The sequence below is a fragment of the Streptomyces sp. NBC_00988 genome (assembly GCF_045162645.1).
Taxonomy (GTDB): Bacteria; Actinomycetota; Actinomycetes; order Streptomycetales; family Streptomycetaceae; genus Streptomyces.
Window position 1 is genome coordinate 6,469,372 of record NZ_CP108730.1, and the last position, 13,681, is coordinate 6,483,052.

15 protein-coding genes and 1 pseudogene are annotated in these 13,681 nt (G+C 69.1%); 9 read left to right on the forward strand and 7 right to left on the reverse strand.

The annotated features are described in order from the left end of the window. The first annotated feature begins 127 nt into the window (after positions 1–127). The gene (gene metG / locus OG496_RS29675; protein WP_405973053.1) at positions 128–1,873 is read left to right on the forward strand and encodes a methionine--tRNA ligase; all 1,746 of its coding nucleotides are present in this window, start codon (positions 128–130) and stop codon (positions 1,871–1,873) included. A 33-nt stretch (positions 1,874–1,906) separates the two neighbouring features. Here the strand turns inward: metG and OG496_RS29680 are convergent, their stop codons facing one another. Further along, on the reverse strand, positions 1,907–2,647 hold the full coding sequence (locus OG496_RS29680; protein ID WP_405973054.1) for an SDR family NAD(P)-dependent oxidoreductase: 741 nt from the start codon (positions 2,645–2,647) through the stop codon (positions 1,907–1,909). A gap of 182 nt (positions 2,648–2,829) precedes the next feature. Here OG496_RS29680 and OG496_RS29685 point away from each other — a divergent pair, with 182 nt between their 5' ends. Continuing rightward, positions 2,830–3,492, forward strand: coding sequence for a TetR/AcrR family transcriptional regulator (locus tag OG496_RS29685; protein WP_405973055.1), 663 nt, complete (start codon positions 2,830–2,832; stop codon positions 3,490–3,492). Positions 3,493–3,538: 46 nt separating this feature from the next. Continuing rightward, positions 3,539–4,015, forward strand: a complete 477-nt coding sequence (locus tag OG496_RS29690; protein WP_366494660.1) for a hypothetical protein — start codon at positions 3,539–3,541, stop codon at positions 4,013–4,015. Between the two features lie 94 nt (positions 4,016–4,109). Here OG496_RS29690 and OG496_RS29695 read toward each other — a convergent pair whose 3' ends face one another. The 4 genes from OG496_RS29695 to OG496_RS29710 all read right to left on the reverse strand — a co-directional run bounded on the left by OG496_RS29695 (position 4,110) and on the right by OG496_RS29710 (position 7,741). Continuing rightward, positions 4,110–5,480, reverse strand: a complete 1,371-nt coding sequence (locus tag OG496_RS29695) for a polysaccharide lyase family 1 protein (RefSeq protein WP_405973056.1) — start codon at positions 5,478–5,480, stop codon at positions 4,110–4,112. A 114-nt stretch (positions 5,481–5,594) separates the two neighbouring features. Then, positions 5,595–6,605 (reverse strand): intradiol ring-cleavage dioxygenase, encoded by a 1,011-nt coding sequence (locus OG496_RS29700; protein WP_399395302.1) that lies wholly within the window; start codon positions 6,603–6,605, stop codon positions 5,595–5,597. 77 nt (positions 6,606–6,682) lie between these two features. After that, positions 6,683–6,880, reverse strand: coding sequence for a DUF397 domain-containing protein (locus OG496_RS29705; protein WP_405973057.1), 198 nt, complete (start codon positions 6,878–6,880; stop codon positions 6,683–6,685). A 9-nt stretch (positions 6,881–6,889) separates the two neighbouring features. Further along, the gene (locus OG496_RS29710) at positions 6,890–7,741 is read right to left on the reverse strand and encodes a helix-turn-helix domain-containing protein (protein ID WP_405973058.1); all 852 of its coding nucleotides are present in this window, start codon (positions 7,739–7,741) and stop codon (positions 6,890–6,892) included. Positions 7,742–7,967: 226 nt separating this feature from the next. On the opposite strand from OG496_RS29710, the gene OG496_RS29715 reads away from it, so the two are divergent. From OG496_RS29715 to OG496_RS29725, 3 genes are all read left to right on the forward strand, one after another. Further along, complete coding sequence (locus OG496_RS29715; RefSeq protein ID WP_405973059.1) at positions 7,968–8,387, forward strand: ATP-binding protein; 420 nt, start codon at positions 7,968–7,970, stop codon at positions 8,385–8,387. 56 nt (positions 8,388–8,443) lie between these two features. Further along, positions 8,444–8,719 carry a hypothetical protein gene (locus tag OG496_RS29720; RefSeq protein ID WP_405973060.1) on the forward strand — a complete coding sequence of 92 codons (276 nt, stop codon included), beginning with the start codon at positions 8,444–8,446 and terminating at the stop codon, positions 8,717–8,719. Positions 8,720–8,836: 117 nt separating this feature from the next. Continuing rightward, the gene (locus OG496_RS29725) at positions 8,837–9,538 is read left to right on the forward strand and encodes a DUF6445 family protein (protein WP_366494652.1); all 702 of its coding nucleotides are present in this window, start codon (positions 8,837–8,839) and stop codon (positions 9,536–9,538) included. Between the two features lie 214 nt (positions 9,539–9,752). Here the strand turns inward: OG496_RS29725 and OG496_RS29730 are convergent, their stop codons facing one another. Continuing rightward, complete coding sequence (locus OG496_RS29730) at positions 9,753–10,184, reverse strand: VOC family protein (protein WP_405973061.1); 432 nt, start codon at positions 10,182–10,184, stop codon at positions 9,753–9,755. A 98-nt stretch (positions 10,185–10,282) separates the two neighbouring features. Further along, a complete protein-coding gene (locus tag OG496_RS29735; protein WP_405973062.1) occupies positions 10,283–10,774 on the reverse strand; it encodes a hypothetical protein in 492 nt (163 codons plus the stop codon). A gap of 117 nt (positions 10,775–10,891) precedes the next feature. Here OG496_RS29735 and OG496_RS29740 point away from each other — a divergent pair. The 3 genes and pseudogenes from OG496_RS29740 (at position 10,892) to OG496_RS29750 (ending at position 13,681) form a co-directional block, all read left to right on the forward strand. Continuing rightward, positions 10,892–12,226: pseudogene (locus tag OG496_RS29740) on the forward strand (hypothetical protein). 72 nt (positions 12,227–12,298) lie between these two features. Then, the gene (locus OG496_RS29745; RefSeq protein WP_405973063.1) at positions 12,299–12,814 is read left to right on the forward strand and encodes a hypothetical protein; all 516 of its coding nucleotides are present in this window, start codon (positions 12,299–12,301) and stop codon (positions 12,812–12,814) included. A gap of 129 nt (positions 12,815–12,943) precedes the next feature. Next, the gene (locus OG496_RS29750; RefSeq protein WP_405973064.1) at positions 12,944–13,681 is read left to right on the forward strand and encodes a response regulator transcription factor; all 738 of its coding nucleotides are present in this window, start codon (positions 12,944–12,946) and stop codon (positions 13,679–13,681) included.

The following is a 13,681-nucleotide window of genomic DNA, read 5'->3' on the forward strand; positions in this document are numbered from 1 at the left end:
ACAGCCGTAGGACAACGTGCCGCCCGCTTCCCACCCCGTAAAACGGGAGGCGGGCGGCACACCCATGTCGGATACGATTTCAAGGTTCGCAGTAACAGCAACACACCGACCTGGGAGCAGCCCCCCGATGGCTCGACACCTCATCACCAGCGCCCTTCCGTACATCAACGGGATCAAGCACCTGGGCAACATGGTGGGGTCCATGCTCCCGGCGGACGTGTACTCCCGCTATCTCCGCCAGCGCGGCCACGACGTCCTCTACATCTGCGCGACGGACGAACACGGCACCCCGGCCGAGCTGGCCGCGAAGGAGCAGGGTCTCCCCGTAGCGGAGTTCTGCGCGCAGGCGCACGACGCGCAGAAGGCGGTCTACGACGGCTTCGCGCTGGCCTTCGACTACTTCGGCCGCAGCTCCTCCCCGCAGAACCTGGAGATCACCCAGCACTTCGCCCGCCGCCTCAACGAGAACGGCTTCATCGAAGAGCGCGCGATCCGCCAGGTGTACTCGCCCGCCGACGGCCGCTTCCTCCCGGACCGCTACGTCGAGGGCACCTGCCCCCACTGCGGCTACGACAAGGCCCGCGGCGACCAGTGCGAGAACTGCACCCGGGTCCTGGACCCCACGGACCTCATCAACCCGCGCTCGGCGATCTCCGGCTCCACGGACCTGGAGGTCCGTGAGACCAAGCACCTCTTCCTCCTCCAGTCGAAGCTCCAGCACGAGGTCGAGGAGTGGGTCGCGGCCCACGAGGAGGAGTGGCCGCAGCTCGCGTCCTCCATCGCCCGCAAGTGGCTCACCGAGGGCCTGCACGACCGCGCGATCACCCGCGACCTGGACTGGGGCATCCCGGTCCCCGCCGACACCTGGCCGGAGCTGGCGGCGGAGGGCAAGGTCTTCTACGTCTGGTTCGACGCCCCGATCGAGTACATCGGCGCGACGAAGGAGTGGTCGGACGCGGCCCCCGCCGGTGAGACGCGCGACTGGAAGTCGTGGTGGTACGAGAGCGACACCGGCGAGAACCCCGTCCGCTACACGGAGTTCATGGCCAAGGACAACGTCCCGTTCCACACGGTGATGTTCCCGGCCACGCAGCTCGGCGTACGCGAGCCGTGGAAGAAGGTCGACTACGTCAAGGCCTTCAACTGGCTGACGTACTACGGCGGCAAGTTCTCCACGTCCCAGAAGCGCGGCGTCTTCACCGACCAGGCCCTGGACATCCTCCCGGCGGACTACTGGCGCTACTTCCTCATCGCCAACGCCCCCGAGTCCGACGACTCGTCCTTCACCTGGGAGCACTTCACCGCCACGGTGAACAAGGACCTGGCCGACACCCTCGGCAACTTCGTCAACCGGGTCCTCTCCTTCTCGAAGAAGCGCTTCGGCGACGAGGTCCCGGCGGGCGCGGCGGCGGGCGAGGCGGAGAGCAAGCTGGGCGAACAGATCGCGGACCTGCTCGCCGAGTACGAGACCCAGATGGAGTCCCTCCAGTTCCGCAAGGCCGCGGCGGCACTCCGCGCCCTGTGGTCGGCCGGCAACTCCTACCTGGAGGAGAAGGCCCCCTGGCTGGAGATCAAGACCGACCCGGAGGCCGCGGCCCTCACCCTCCGCACCGCGATGAACCTGATCCACCTCTACGCGGTGGTCTCCGAGCCCTTCATCCCGTCCTCCTCGGCGGCGATGCGCGCCGCCTTCGCCCTGCCGTCGGACACGGCGACATGGATCTCCGCGGACGAGGCGAAGTCACTGTCGGCCGTCCCCGCGGGCACCCCCTTCACCGTCCCCCCGGTCCTCTTCGCGAAGCTCACGGACGAGGACCTGGAGACGTACAAGGAGCGCTTCGGCGGAGACAAGGTCGGCGGAGACAAGGTCTGACCCGGTTGAACCCGGCGTGACTCCTCGGACTTCTCAGCCGAGCACGCTGAACGTCTCCTCCGCCCGATCTCGCCGCGCCGTCAACTCCCAGGCGGCGTCGGCGATTTCGTCCGGGTCGAGGGTTCGGTCACCGATGTTCCCGAACCGCTCCGGGGCGGCCGTCACCAGCTGATGGATGTCACCCCGCTCGATGAGTCCGCCGATGCACAGGTTGCCGACGTAGATCTTCCGGTCGGCGAGTGCCGCGTTGAGGGTCAGGGCGTAGTTGCGCAGGGCGGCGGACGAGACGGCGAGCGCGCCGAGCGTGGGCATCGGCACTACGGCACTGAGCCCGCCCGCGAACACCAGCGCGCCGCCGCCGCGCTCGACCATGCCGGGCAGCACCTTGTTCACCACGTCGACGGCCGGATACATCCAGCTCATCGCCTCCCGGACGTCGGCGGAGTCGGTCTCGGTGATCGACTTGGGGCGCGCGTCGAGGTCGAGGGCGCCCGGCCCGTAGTAGACGACGTCGATGTGCCCGTGCCGCTCCGCGACGGTGTCGAGAACCGACCCGAGCCGCTCGCTGTCGCGCACGTCGGCGACGTAGGACTCGGCTTCGATTCCCGCCGCCGCGAGCGACGCGACGTAGTCGGCGTGCCGGGTGTCGCTGCGGGAGACCAGCGCCACCGCGTACCCCTCGCGGCCGAAGCGATGGGCGACGGACATGCCGAGGCCGGGTCCGACGCCGATGACGACGGCGACCTTGGGTTCTGACGAGGTGGGTGCGGACATGGCGGAGCCCTTCGAAGGCGGAGGGGTACGACGGCGGACGTGCAGGACGGTGGACGGGTAGGACGGTGGACGGGTAGGACGGGGGACGGGTGCACGGATACGGGTAAATTGAGGACAGCCTCAACTTAACCTCGACCGTAGCACTCAACCTGAGGCCTGTCTCAAGTTCGTATGATGAGGCCATGCACCAGCCCGCACCGGCACCCGCCCCCGGCTCTCCCCCCAAGCCCCTGCGGGCCGACGCCGCCCGCAACCGCGCCAAATTGCTCGCCGCCGCAACGGAGTTGTTCGGTGAGCGGGGTCTGGACGCGCCGTTGGAGGAGATCGCGCGGCGGGCCGGGGTCAGCATCGGGACGCTGTACAACCACTTCCCGAGCCGGGAGGCGTTCTGGGAGGCGATCTTTCCCGAGCGGCTGGCGACGTTGGAGCGGGTCAACGAGGCGGCGCTGGCGGCCCCGGACGCCTGGGACGGTTTCGTCGCGTACCTGGAGGGGCTCTTCGCGCTGCAGGCCCAGGACCGGGGTCTCAACGACGCGCTGGCGCAACGGTTCCGGGCGGCGGGGGAGGTCGAGAAGGCCTGCAACCGCGGTTTCCGGCACGCGGAGCTGATCATCCAACGGGCCCGGGACAGCGGGCAGTTGCGCCCCGATTTCGAGCCGGAGGACCTCGTCACCCTGATCTGGGCGATGTCCCAGGTGATCCGGGAATCGATGGAGACGGCGCCCGACACCTGGCGCCGCTGCCTGGCGTTCTTCCTCGACGGTCTGCGGGCGGGTGCGGCCCACCCGATCGAGGTGCCACCCTTGACCCAGGGGCAACTCGGCGAGGTCGCACGGTCTCGCTGACCGACCCCGTCGTAGACGTGTTCGCGCCAACCCGTAAGGTTCCGCCATGGCAGTCCCCGAGGTCATTCCGATCGCCTACGAGCCGAATCAACGCAGCGGCGCCGTCGGCCGCTACGCGGACGGCCAGTTCCTGGCGTCGGTCACCTACGCGTTCCCCCAAGGCTTCCGTCCCGACGACGGCTGGGAAGAGCAGAAACGTCTCTACACGGTGCTCCACACCTTCGATCCCGCGGGCCGCTACCGCGACTCGGAGATCTGGTGCGCCGGTACCTGGGCCGAGCAGCAACGCGCCCCGCACGGCGACGATTCGGTCCTCTCCCAGGCCCGCATCCACCTGGCGAAACTGCTCCGCGCCCTCCCCCGCCGCAGTTACACCGACATCGCGATCCGCCCCTTCCAACGCACCGTCGACGGCGTCCTGTTCGGCCTCCTGGTCGAGGAGGACGAGGAGGGGAGCTGGGCGGAGCTGTATCCGGACCGGCACTGCTTCGGGCCGCCGTGGGACGGCACGTACGACAGCTGAGCCGCAACTCCCTCGCACCTGGCGGGTGTTCTCGCTTCGGCAGGTGCAAGGGCGGCTCGCTGCTCGCTGATTGCCGATCGCCGATTGCTGGTTCCTAGGACAGGACGCCGGCGCCGGTGGTCGTGGCGAGTTCCGTCGGCAGGTTCTTGGCGGAGGTCTCCAGGCCTGCCGTGAGGGTCGGCGTCCAGTTGACGGTGGTCTTCAGCTTCTTGGAGTTGGCGGCGTTGTAGGCGGCGACGAGGTTGGTGGCAGTCCCGTTCACGAGATTGCCGCCACCGGCGATGGACCCGGTCCCGTCACCGCTGAACAGCTTGCCGACCTTCTGACTCGCGGGAATCCTCCAGTAGTTGTCCTCGGCGACGACCTGCGCCTTGGCGCGCGAGTTGACGCTGTACTGGAGGACGTACCCGTTGAGGTTCGTGGTGTCGTAGAAGTTGTTGTAGATGTGGATCTGCCCGATCCGGGCGAGCGGAGCGCGCTGCACGATGCCCTTCCACACGTTGTGGTGGATGGAGACGCGCAGCTTGCCGACGCTGTCGGTGTCGCTGCTGCCGATGAGCATCGTCTTGTCGTGGTTGGTGAACTGGTTGCGCTCGACGGTCACCAGGTCCGAGCCCTTGGTGATGTCGAGGTCGCCGTCGTGGATCTGGTACTGGCGGCCGTAGTAGGTGGGGTCGGAAGTGTCGAGTCCCGGCGCGTCGGTGAACGTGTTGTGGTCCGCCCAGACGTGCGTGGCACCGCGCAGTGTCACGGCGTCGTACTGCGAGTTCCAGTTGCCGCTGGCCCCGTCCGTCGGGTCCCACTGCGGGAAGCAGTCCTGGGTGGCGGCGAAGGTCAGGTTGCGCACGATGACGTTGTCCACGCCCTGTATCTGCAGCATGCCGCCGGTGATCCCGGCCTTGGTGCCGGGCACGCCCACGACGGTGGTGTTGGCCGGCACCTTGAAGACGATGTTCTTCGCCTGCTTGGCCTGCGCGGCGGCCCGCGCCTTCTCCTGCGTACCGGAGGGCAGCTTGGAGGTGCCGTAGGCGGAGGGGGCGAAGGCCTTGAGGTAGGCGGACAGCGAGTACCCGGTCCCGGAGGAGTAGTCGGCGCAGCTCAACTTCTTCCCCGAGTCATCGGTGTTGGCGTCGATCGTGCCCTTGACCTTCACGATCCGCGGGGTCGTGTCGCTCGTGGACCCCAGCGCCTTCACGAGCTGCGCGCGGGTGCTCACGGTGAAGGTGTGCGCGGCGTCGGCCTTCGCGCCGCCGGTGGTACCGGTCCCGGATGAGGCCCAGCCGTCCTTGGCCGCGAGCTTCTGGTGGTACAGGTCGGCGGTCGCGGTGGTACTGGCCGCGTTCGCGTTCAGCACGAGGATGCCGGCGCCGATGCCCGCGGCGGTCGCGGCGGCGGTGACGACGATCGTGCGGCGCTTGCGGAGGGAGCGGCGGTGGGACGGGGAGGAGGGAGCGGTGGCGGCCACGGGGAGTCCTTCGGTGCGGTGAGGGGGTTACGACTCCTCAGTGGCCGTCAGGATCAAGAAGGTTGCCGCGAGCCGCCAACTTTCTTGATCCTGCGCACAGTTACGACCTACGGCCTATGACGACGCTGATGCCGATGCCGACGCGCTCGGCTGGGTGTCCGTGCTGTCGTGGGTCTCGTCCGGGGCGACGCCCATCGTCAGGTGGGCGCGGACACCCTTGGCGATGCGCTTCTTGTCGTAGTCGAGGTAGAGCAGGCCGCCTTCGTGGCCGTTCTGCGGATAGATCGTGTCCTCGGTGAGGGTGGTGCGGGTGGTGGTGTTCGTGGAGTACGGCGTCACGGCGGCCGACGCGAGCACGGACTTCTCGTCGAAGAAGAGCTGCCCGGTGTGGCAGGTGTGCCCACCCTCATAACCGGCGTCCGTCCATGTCCCGTCCACGTGCACCTTGACGTGGATGTGGACGCAACGGCCCTGGTACCACCCCGGGAACACCGTCTTGAAGGTGACGTAGCCGCGCTTGTCGGTCTTCCAGGTGCCGCGCAAGTACCGTTCGTCGTCGGTCGGTTCGGAGTGACCGCCGCCGGTTCCGCCGGAGGGGGCGCCGGACGGGGGTTCGCCGGTAGGAGTACCGGACGGTGTGTCGGTCGGGGTTCCCGAGGGCGCGTCGGTGGGGGCGCCGCCGCCTCCACCACCTCCGCTGCCCATCGCCTCGTAACCGGAGTAGATGCCGAGTGCGGTGCAGTGCCAGATGTCGACGGCCGCGTTCTTGACCGGCTTGCAGGTCTCCGAGTCGATCACCTTGAGGGTGAGGGTCATGGGAATGCCCTCCTCGTCCTCGGTGATGTCCTGGCGGATCTTGTCGGCGTCGATGTAGTACGGCCCCTCGGTGGTCTCCGAGGTGAGCGTGTAACACGTCTCGCCGGCACTCGCCTTGCTCCTACCGGGCGCGGTGGGGGTCGCCCCGTCCGCGAACGCACTCGCGGCGAGCCCGCCGCCCACACCGACCGCGGCGACAGCGGCTCCGCCCACGACGACGACCTTGCGCCGGGTCAAGTCCCGTTTGTGCGCGGGGGATTGGCTACGCGGTTGTTCCGGCGACTGGTTGGCTGTTTCGTTTCCCGTCATGCCCGGACGGTAAGTAAGAGGCCTGTAAGAAGCATGGGTGTGGGCTGTGGTTTCCCATGAATCCTGAAGACGTCTCCTCAGCGGGGGCCGGTGCGCTGGTCGCGCATGCGGTGGAGGAGGGCGGCGAGGGTGATGGGGGTGAGGGGGAGTATTCGCCCCGGGGCGTCGCTCTCGCGTAGGAGCAACGAGGTCTCACCACAGGCGAGTTCGACGCAGTCGTTGCCTTCACCGCCGCCGGAGAAGGATGACTTCTGCCACTGAGCGGGGGTGATCATGGCTCTTCCTCACAGATTCTTGGCCAACTGGTGAATGAGGTCACGTGACGGCGCTGGGTCGAGCGACTCGCCCTTCACTTTACGGAAGAGCTTTCGAAAGTGCTCCAGTTGGGCCTCGGAGTCGAGGAACGCGGTGCCGTGCGGAGCGTCACGCACCACGGTGTCCAGGCGGGGTACCACTCCACCCAGGTGCACCATCGCACCACCGGCTCCCGCGAAGGCGTCCAGTTCGAAGGGGATGACCCGCACTGTGACGTGTTCCGCCTCCGACAGCTCCAGGATGCGGGCCAGTTGAGCACGGAAGGCGGTCCGGCCGGCCACCCTGATACGGAGCGCTGCCTCGTGGATCACGGTCTCGTACGGGATGGGGTCGAGGCCCTCGATGATTACCTTCCGCTTCATCCTGTGGGCCACTCGGTGGTCCAACTCGCTCTCGGGGAACTCCGGGTTCATATATGAGAAGAGGTCGCGCGCGTAGGCCTCCGTCTGGAAGAGGCCGGGCACATGCGTGACCGCCACGTCGTGCCGGAACGTCGCGTGATGATCCAGCTCGGCGAGGTCGAAGTAGGCGGTGGGAAGAACGCCTCGGTACTCCTCCCACCAGCCGTTCGTCCTGTCTGTCGCCATGGCCACGAGAGCGCCGACCAATTCGCCGTCCGCGCAGGCGAAATTGGCGGCAAGCCGGCGCACGGTGTCCTCGCTGACCCCGGCCACGCCGGACTCGATCTGACTCAGTCGCCCTGCATCGGTTCCCAGCGCCGCCGCTGCTTCGCGTCCCGTGAACCCGGCTGCCTCACGGAGTTTCCGCAGTTCGGAGCCTAGGCGTGCCTGTCGCGCGGTGGGCTGATGTCTCCGCGGCATGGATTCCCTCTCGTTCCTCAACAGCCCTGGGACGGTGCCCCGTTCGTGGGCAGATTACGGCAATAGCTTGCACTGGACCAATGTTGGACCCTACCGTCGGTGATGCGCCGCACACCCTGCGAAACCCCGGGTGACCGGAAGCGCACCGCTCCGTCCTGCCGCGACGGCTGCGGCACTGCCACCGCCCCCGGACATCAACTCCCCACCCCGCGTAAGGAGTTCACGCATGCCCGAAACCGAACACCCCGCCCCCTGGGAGTACTCCCTCAACATCCCCAACGACCCCCGCTCAGTCACCGTCTGCCGCCGCACCCTCCGCCTGATCCTGACGATGCACGGACTGATCGGCCTGGTCGACACCGCCGAACTCCTCGCAACGGAGCTGGTGGGCAACGCCGTTCGCCACACGGAGGGTCCCGCCGCCCTGCGAGTCTCCTGGGCGCCCAGCGTCCTCCGCATCGGTGCCTGGGACGCGAACCCCGAACCCCCGGAACCCCCAAGGGAGTTGGGCAAGCTCCTGGACCTGGAGGAGGGCCGGGGGCTGGGCCTGGTCAAGGCCTGCGCCGACCTCTGGGGCTGGCAGCCCCTGTCCAGGAACGGTCACCGGGGCAAGTACGTCTGGTGCGAACTGGGCCGCTCGGCCTGAACGTCCCTCTGTTGAAGGCAAGTTGAAGGCAAGTTGAAGGCAAATGGAGGAGCACCATGGGTTTCGTCAACTACTTCCCCGGCCGGGGCCACCTCATGGAGCGGGCCTACCTCGCAGGCGAGGCCAAGGGTGCAGCCAAGGGAGTCCTGCGCGTCCTGGAAGTCCGTGGGTTGGCCGTCTCCCACGATCTCCGCGAGCGCATCACCACCTGCACCGACCTCGACCGCCTCGACGACTGGCTCGAACGCGCCGGCACGGTCGACCGCGCGGAGGAACTGTTCGCCGGAGAGACGGACGACGCGGAGGGTCCAGAGGACGCCACCACCCTCTGAGCCTGCCCCCGCCCCCCGATCCCGCCGCTTGACCCGCCCCCCAACACCCTGTCATTGACGCAATGTTGACCGGTGTATGGCACAGCATTGGCGAACCCCCGCTATACGTTCGGCCCCATGCCACCACTCCCCCCACACCCCCAGCAGCGGGCCCGCCAGCAGGCCCCCCTCCCCGTCCTCCCGTACCGCAAGCCCACCAAGGGCCGTGACTACTGGGTGCTGAACGACGTGCTTCCGGATGCGGATGCCGTACGGGAGCGGTGTCTCGCGAAGGACGACTGGGTCAAGGGGTATCCGTACACGTCGGAGACCTGGCCGGGGCTGCGCACCATGCCGGGGCTTGAGCCGGCCGAACTGGGGCGGATCGAGCGGCTGGTGAAGCAGGCGATCGGGGTCAAGGAACTGTGGGTGGAGAAGGCGCCCGGCGGCGGGACGCTCAACCACAACTGCATCCAGGTCGTGGGAGAGGGCGAGAGTGAACCCCGGCCGCACACCGATTCCCGCGCCCTGTGCCGGTACGCCGCCGTGCTCTACCTCAACCCCTCCGTGCCGAAGGACTGCGGGACCAGCTTCTACCGGCAGCATCTCCCCGGTGGACGCCTCGGCGGCAACGTCGTCCAAGCCCCGCACAACAACCTCGTCGAGGCTCTGGGGACGCGGTTCGTGGCGCCGGACGCCTTCGAAGAGGACGTGCGCGTGCCGCACAAGTACAACAGCCTGCTGCTCTACCACGCCAACCTCGTGCACAGCGCGACCGGTTACCACGGCAGCACGCTGGAGGAGAAGCGGATGACCGCCGTCTTCTTCTGGATGGCCTGACCCCAACACCCCCGTTCCTACGGCGACTTCCGCCCCCGCCCCTCCGTCAGCACCGACGAAGAAGAACCCCGCTGCCTCATCCACACCCCGAACGAGAGCGTCGACCCGACGGAGATCGAGCACATGGCACACGTAGAGGCGCTGTTTCTACGGGAGTTCGCGAAGTCGCGGGGCCGCTGACGGCGCACCGGCACGCGGTGGCGCCGAGGACGCGTCAACCGGTCGCGACGGACGTTCCGCCCCAGTCCTCCGGGGCGACGTCGGCGAGCGTCTCCGAGAACGTCCACCGGTGGCCCGCGAGGTCCTGGGCCGTGTACTGCCGTTCGCCGTACTCGAAGTCGGTCGGTTCCATGATGATGCGTGCGCCATGGTCCCGGGACCGCTCGTAGTGGGCAGCGACGTTCTCCACCCGCACCGTCACCGAGTGGGTGACCTCGCCGGGGCGCGGCGGGCGGCGATCATGCCCCACGTCTCCGACGATCACGGCACCGTCGCCGAACGCGAGCTGTGCGCGGTGGTCCTCCCCGATCCGGACCCGCTCGGCGAACCCGAAGGCCGCACCGAGCCAGGCGACCGCCTCGCGGACATCGGGATAGATCAGGACGGGGATGACCGTCGACGCCGGAATGGAGCGATTCGGCTTCATGGCTGGCTCCCGTCGTTCTGGCCGCGCCGCGCGACCGAAGTACGGACGCACCAGCGGACGCGGAAGAAGGTCGTCCCACCTCTGCCTCAATCTACGCCCTAGTACCGCAGCGCCGTCCCGACGTCCGCCTTCACGCCGCCCGACAGCTTGCGGTTGCTGCGGGCGGTCGCCGTAGCGGATTTGTGGGCCGGGATGTGGGATACGGTGACGACGACGGTGTCGAGCAGGTTGCCGCCGTCGTCCTTGAACTCCACTTGTACGGCGAAGGACTTGGCCGAGCTGTCGGTGTTGTCGACGGTGACTTCTACGGTGCTTCGGCCGGCCGAGTCGGTGGTGGGGGTGGCGAGTCGGACGGCGTCCTTCGCGTCGACGCCGTTCTTCACGTCGTCGAGCTTGCGGCCTGCCTCGGCGGTGGCCGACGCGATCGCGCCGGTGGCCTGGGCGCCGATGGACGCGACGGCGGAGGCGGCCTTGCTGGTGACGGAGGCGGGAGTGCTGTCGTCAGAACAACCGGTCAACCCGGCCAGACCGGTTAGGCCAAGGGTGACAGCTGCCGCCACCCGCACCGCACCGCGCCTGTTCCAGGCCATGTCGCCTCCATGAGTGTCGGGTCGTCCCCCAGGTGGTCCCACCAGTGAAGGCCCGTTGCCGTACGGCCGCATGCCGGCGTCACCCGAACGGCACCGCGCTGCTCGCGGCCCCGGGCCATCGGGGGTGCGCTGGCAGTCACACGCGCGGAGGAGGCAGGGGTGACGGAACTCGACCGGCTGCGGGCGCGGGTGGCCGAACTGGAGGCGGACCGGCGGCGGGGACCGGGGCGCCGGGTGCGTTCGCTGGTCGCGATCCTGCTGGTCGTCGTCGGGTGTGTCCTCGCGCCACTCGGCGTCGTGGCCGCGTGGACGGCGGACACGGTGGGGGACACGGACCGTTATGTGAAGACCGTGGCGCCGCTCGCCTCCGACCCGGACATCCAGAACGCCGTCGCGAACCGGGTGACCTCGGCCGTGATGGACCACCTCGATCTCACCGCGCTGCTGTCCGGTGCGGCGCCCGACTAACGCCCGCTGCTGGAGAAGGCGTTGGGGGCGCTGGGCGGTTCGCTGGAGGACTCGGTCCGTGCCTTCGTCCACGACAAGGCGCAGGCGGTCGCGGCCTCGAAAGCCTTCGCCACGATCTGGAAGGACGCCAACCGCCGTGTCCACAGCACTGTGGACAAAGCCCTGACCGGCGGCGGCGGCGGGGGCGGTGCGGTACGGCTCGACGACGGCGCGGTGACGCTCGACGTGGGCCCGGTGGTGGACCAGGTGAAACAGCGGCTCGTCGACGAGGGGATGACGGTCGCCGGGAAGATTCCCGAGATCCGCACGTCGATCACGCTGCTCAAGAGCGACGACCTGGGTAAGTACAAGACGTACTTCCGTCTGCTCCAACTCGCCGGTACCTGGCTGCCGTTGGTGGCGGTGCTGCTCGTCGCGGGCGGTGTCCTGCTGGCGATACGCAAGCGGCGCGCGCTGGTGACGGGCGCGCTGGGCGTGGCCGCCACGACGGCCCTGCTCGGCATCGCGCTACGGGTCTTCCGGGCCGTCTACCTGGACGCGCTCCCGGCGGGAGTGTCACCGGGGGCGGCCGGCGCGGTGTACGACGCGCTGACCCGTTTCCTGCACACGACCGTACGGATGGTCGTGGCGCTGGGCGTGGTGGTCGCGCTGGGCGCCTGGCTGACGGGTCCGGGCCGCCGGGCCGGTCTCGTACGACGGCTGTGGACGTCCGGGATCGGGGCGGTGCGGGCGGTGGCCGACGGGGCGGGGCTGCGGACCGGGCCGGTGGGGCCGTTCGTGCGCCGGTACCGGGCGTGGATCAGCTGGGTGCTGGTGGGCGGGGCGCTGCTGGCGTATCTGCTGTGGTCGTATCCGACGGGGTGGGTGGTGGTGGGGCTGGGACTGGTGGTGTTGTTCGCGCTGGCGGTGGTGGAGTTCCTCGCGGCGGAACCGGGGCCGGGGCCCGAACCGGGTGCCGCGTCGGGTGTCACCCGTATGGCGTAACTCCCCTGGTGGAGGGGGTGCGGCGGCCGGATGGTCGAAGCACCACACACCACAGAGAGGTGGGGTACGGCCATGACCCAGCAGCCGCACTCGACGCAGCAGCCGCACTCGCCGTCCGCCGGCGGCCAGGAGCAGCCCCAGGCCTGGAACGACTCCGGCCAGGCCCCCGGCACCCGCGGTCACGTCCCGCCCCCGCCCGGCGGCGGCCTCGCGATGGGCGGCGCGGTCTTCGCCGGCGTCCTGATGCTGATGAACGGCGTCATCGCCATCCTCCAGGGCATCTCCGCGCTGGCCAAGGACGACGTCTACACCCGCGTCGGCGACTACATCTACAGCATCAACCTCACCGGCTGGGGCGTCATCCTGATCTGCCTCGGCGCGGTGGGCGCGATCACCGGCTGGGGCATCCTCCGGGGCATGAGCTGGGCCCGGGTCTGCGGCATCGTCCTCGCGAGCCTCAGCGCCATCCTCCAGTTCATGTTCCTCCCGTACGCCCCGGTCTGGTCGGTGATCATGATCGCGATCGACGTGTTCGTGATCTGGGCACTGGCGGCGTACAGCCCGGCGCGGGCCGGAGCGCAGCAGTAGCACCTGGGAAAGCCCCGCACGGCAATGGAGCCGCGCGGGGCTTCCGGAGGTTCTTACGAAACAGGGACGTCCGGCGCCCGGAGCCGGTGCGGGGCGGCATCGGCGGGGGCGGGGTGCGAGGCTGGCCCCATGCAGCAGTCGTACGAGAAGGTCGGGAAGGCCGAGGGGGCGCTCGGTGCCCGGGTGCTGGTCGTCGACGACGATCCGACCGTCGGCGAAGTCGTCTCCGGGTATCTCGACCGGGCCGGGTATGTCGTGGAGCGGGCCGCCGACGGGCCGGAGGCGCTGGCCCGGGCCGACGCTCACTGGCCCGATCTCGTCGTGCTCGATCTGATGCTGCCGGGGATGGACGGGCTGGAGGTCTGCCGGCGGATGCGGGGGCGTGGGCCCGTGCCGGTGATCATGCTGACCGCCCGGGGGGACGAGGACGACCGGATCCTGGGGCTGGAGGTCGGGGCCGACGACTACGTCACCAAGCCGTTCAGTCCCCGGGAGCTCGTGCTGCGGGTGGAGTCCGTGCTGCGGAGGTCCCGGACGCCCGTCGGGTCCGCCATCCCGCTGAGCGCCGGCGGACTGGGCGTGGATCCCGCCGCCCGCCGCGCCACCAAGGACGGCGTCGAACTCGCCCTCACCCACCGGGAGTTCGATCTTCTCGCCTTCTTCCTGCGGCATCCGGGGCGGGTGTACGGGCGGGAGGACCTGATGCGCGAGGTGTGGGGGTGGGACTTCGGTGATCTGTCGACCGTCACCGTGCACGTGCGGCGGTTGCGCGGGAAGGTCGAGGACGATCCGGGGCGGCCGCAGTACATCCAGACGGTGTGGGGGATCGGGTACCGCTTCGATCCCACCGGCACCGAGGGGGACTGA

Coding starts and splice junctions, on each gene's coding strand:
- metG (WP_405973053.1), top strand. CDS start 128: ATGGCTCGACACCTCATCACCAGCGCCCTTCCGTACATCAACGGGATC.
- OG496_RS29680 (WP_405973054.1), bottom strand. CDS start 2,647: ATGTCCGCACCCACCTCGTCAGAACCCAAGGTCGCCGTCGTCATCGGC.
- OG496_RS29685 (WP_405973055.1), top strand. CDS start 2,830: ATGCACCAGCCCGCACCGGCACCCGCCCCCGGCTCTCCCCCCAAGCCC.
- OG496_RS29690 (WP_366494660.1), top strand. CDS start 3,539: ATGGCAGTCCCCGAGGTCATTCCGATCGCCTACGAGCCGAATCAACGC.
- OG496_RS29700 (WP_399395302.1), bottom strand. CDS start 6,605: ATGACGGGAAACGAAACAGCCAACCAGTCGCCGGAACAACCGCGTAGC.
- OG496_RS29705 (WP_405973057.1), bottom strand. CDS start 6,880: ATGATCACCCCCGCTCAGTGGCAGAAGTCATCCTTCTCCGGCGGCGGT.
- OG496_RS29710 (WP_405973058.1), bottom strand. CDS start 7,741: ATGCCGCGGAGACATCAGCCCACCGCGCGACAGGCACGCCTAGGCTCC.
- OG496_RS29715 (WP_405973059.1), top strand. CDS start 7,968: ATGCCCGAAACCGAACACCCCGCCCCCTGGGAGTACTCCCTCAACATC.
- OG496_RS29720 (WP_405973060.1), top strand. CDS start 8,444: ATGGGTTTCGTCAACTACTTCCCCGGCCGGGGCCACCTCATGGAGCGG.
- OG496_RS29725 (WP_366494652.1), top strand. CDS start 8,837: ATGCCACCACTCCCCCCACACCCCCAGCAGCGGGCCCGCCAGCAGGCC.
- OG496_RS29730 (WP_405973061.1), bottom strand. CDS start 10,184: ATGAAGCCGAATCGCTCCATTCCGGCGTCGACGGTCATCCCCGTCCTG.
- OG496_RS29735 (WP_405973062.1), bottom strand. CDS start 10,774: ATGGCCTGGAACAGGCGCGGTGCGGTGCGGGTGGCGGCAGCTGTCACC.
- OG496_RS29745 (WP_405973063.1), top strand. CDS start 12,299: ATGACCCAGCAGCCGCACTCGACGCAGCAGCCGCACTCGCCGTCCGCC.
- OG496_RS29750 (WP_405973064.1), top strand. CDS start 12,944: ATGCAGCAGTCGTACGAGAAGGTCGGGAAGGCCGAGGGGGCGCTCGGT.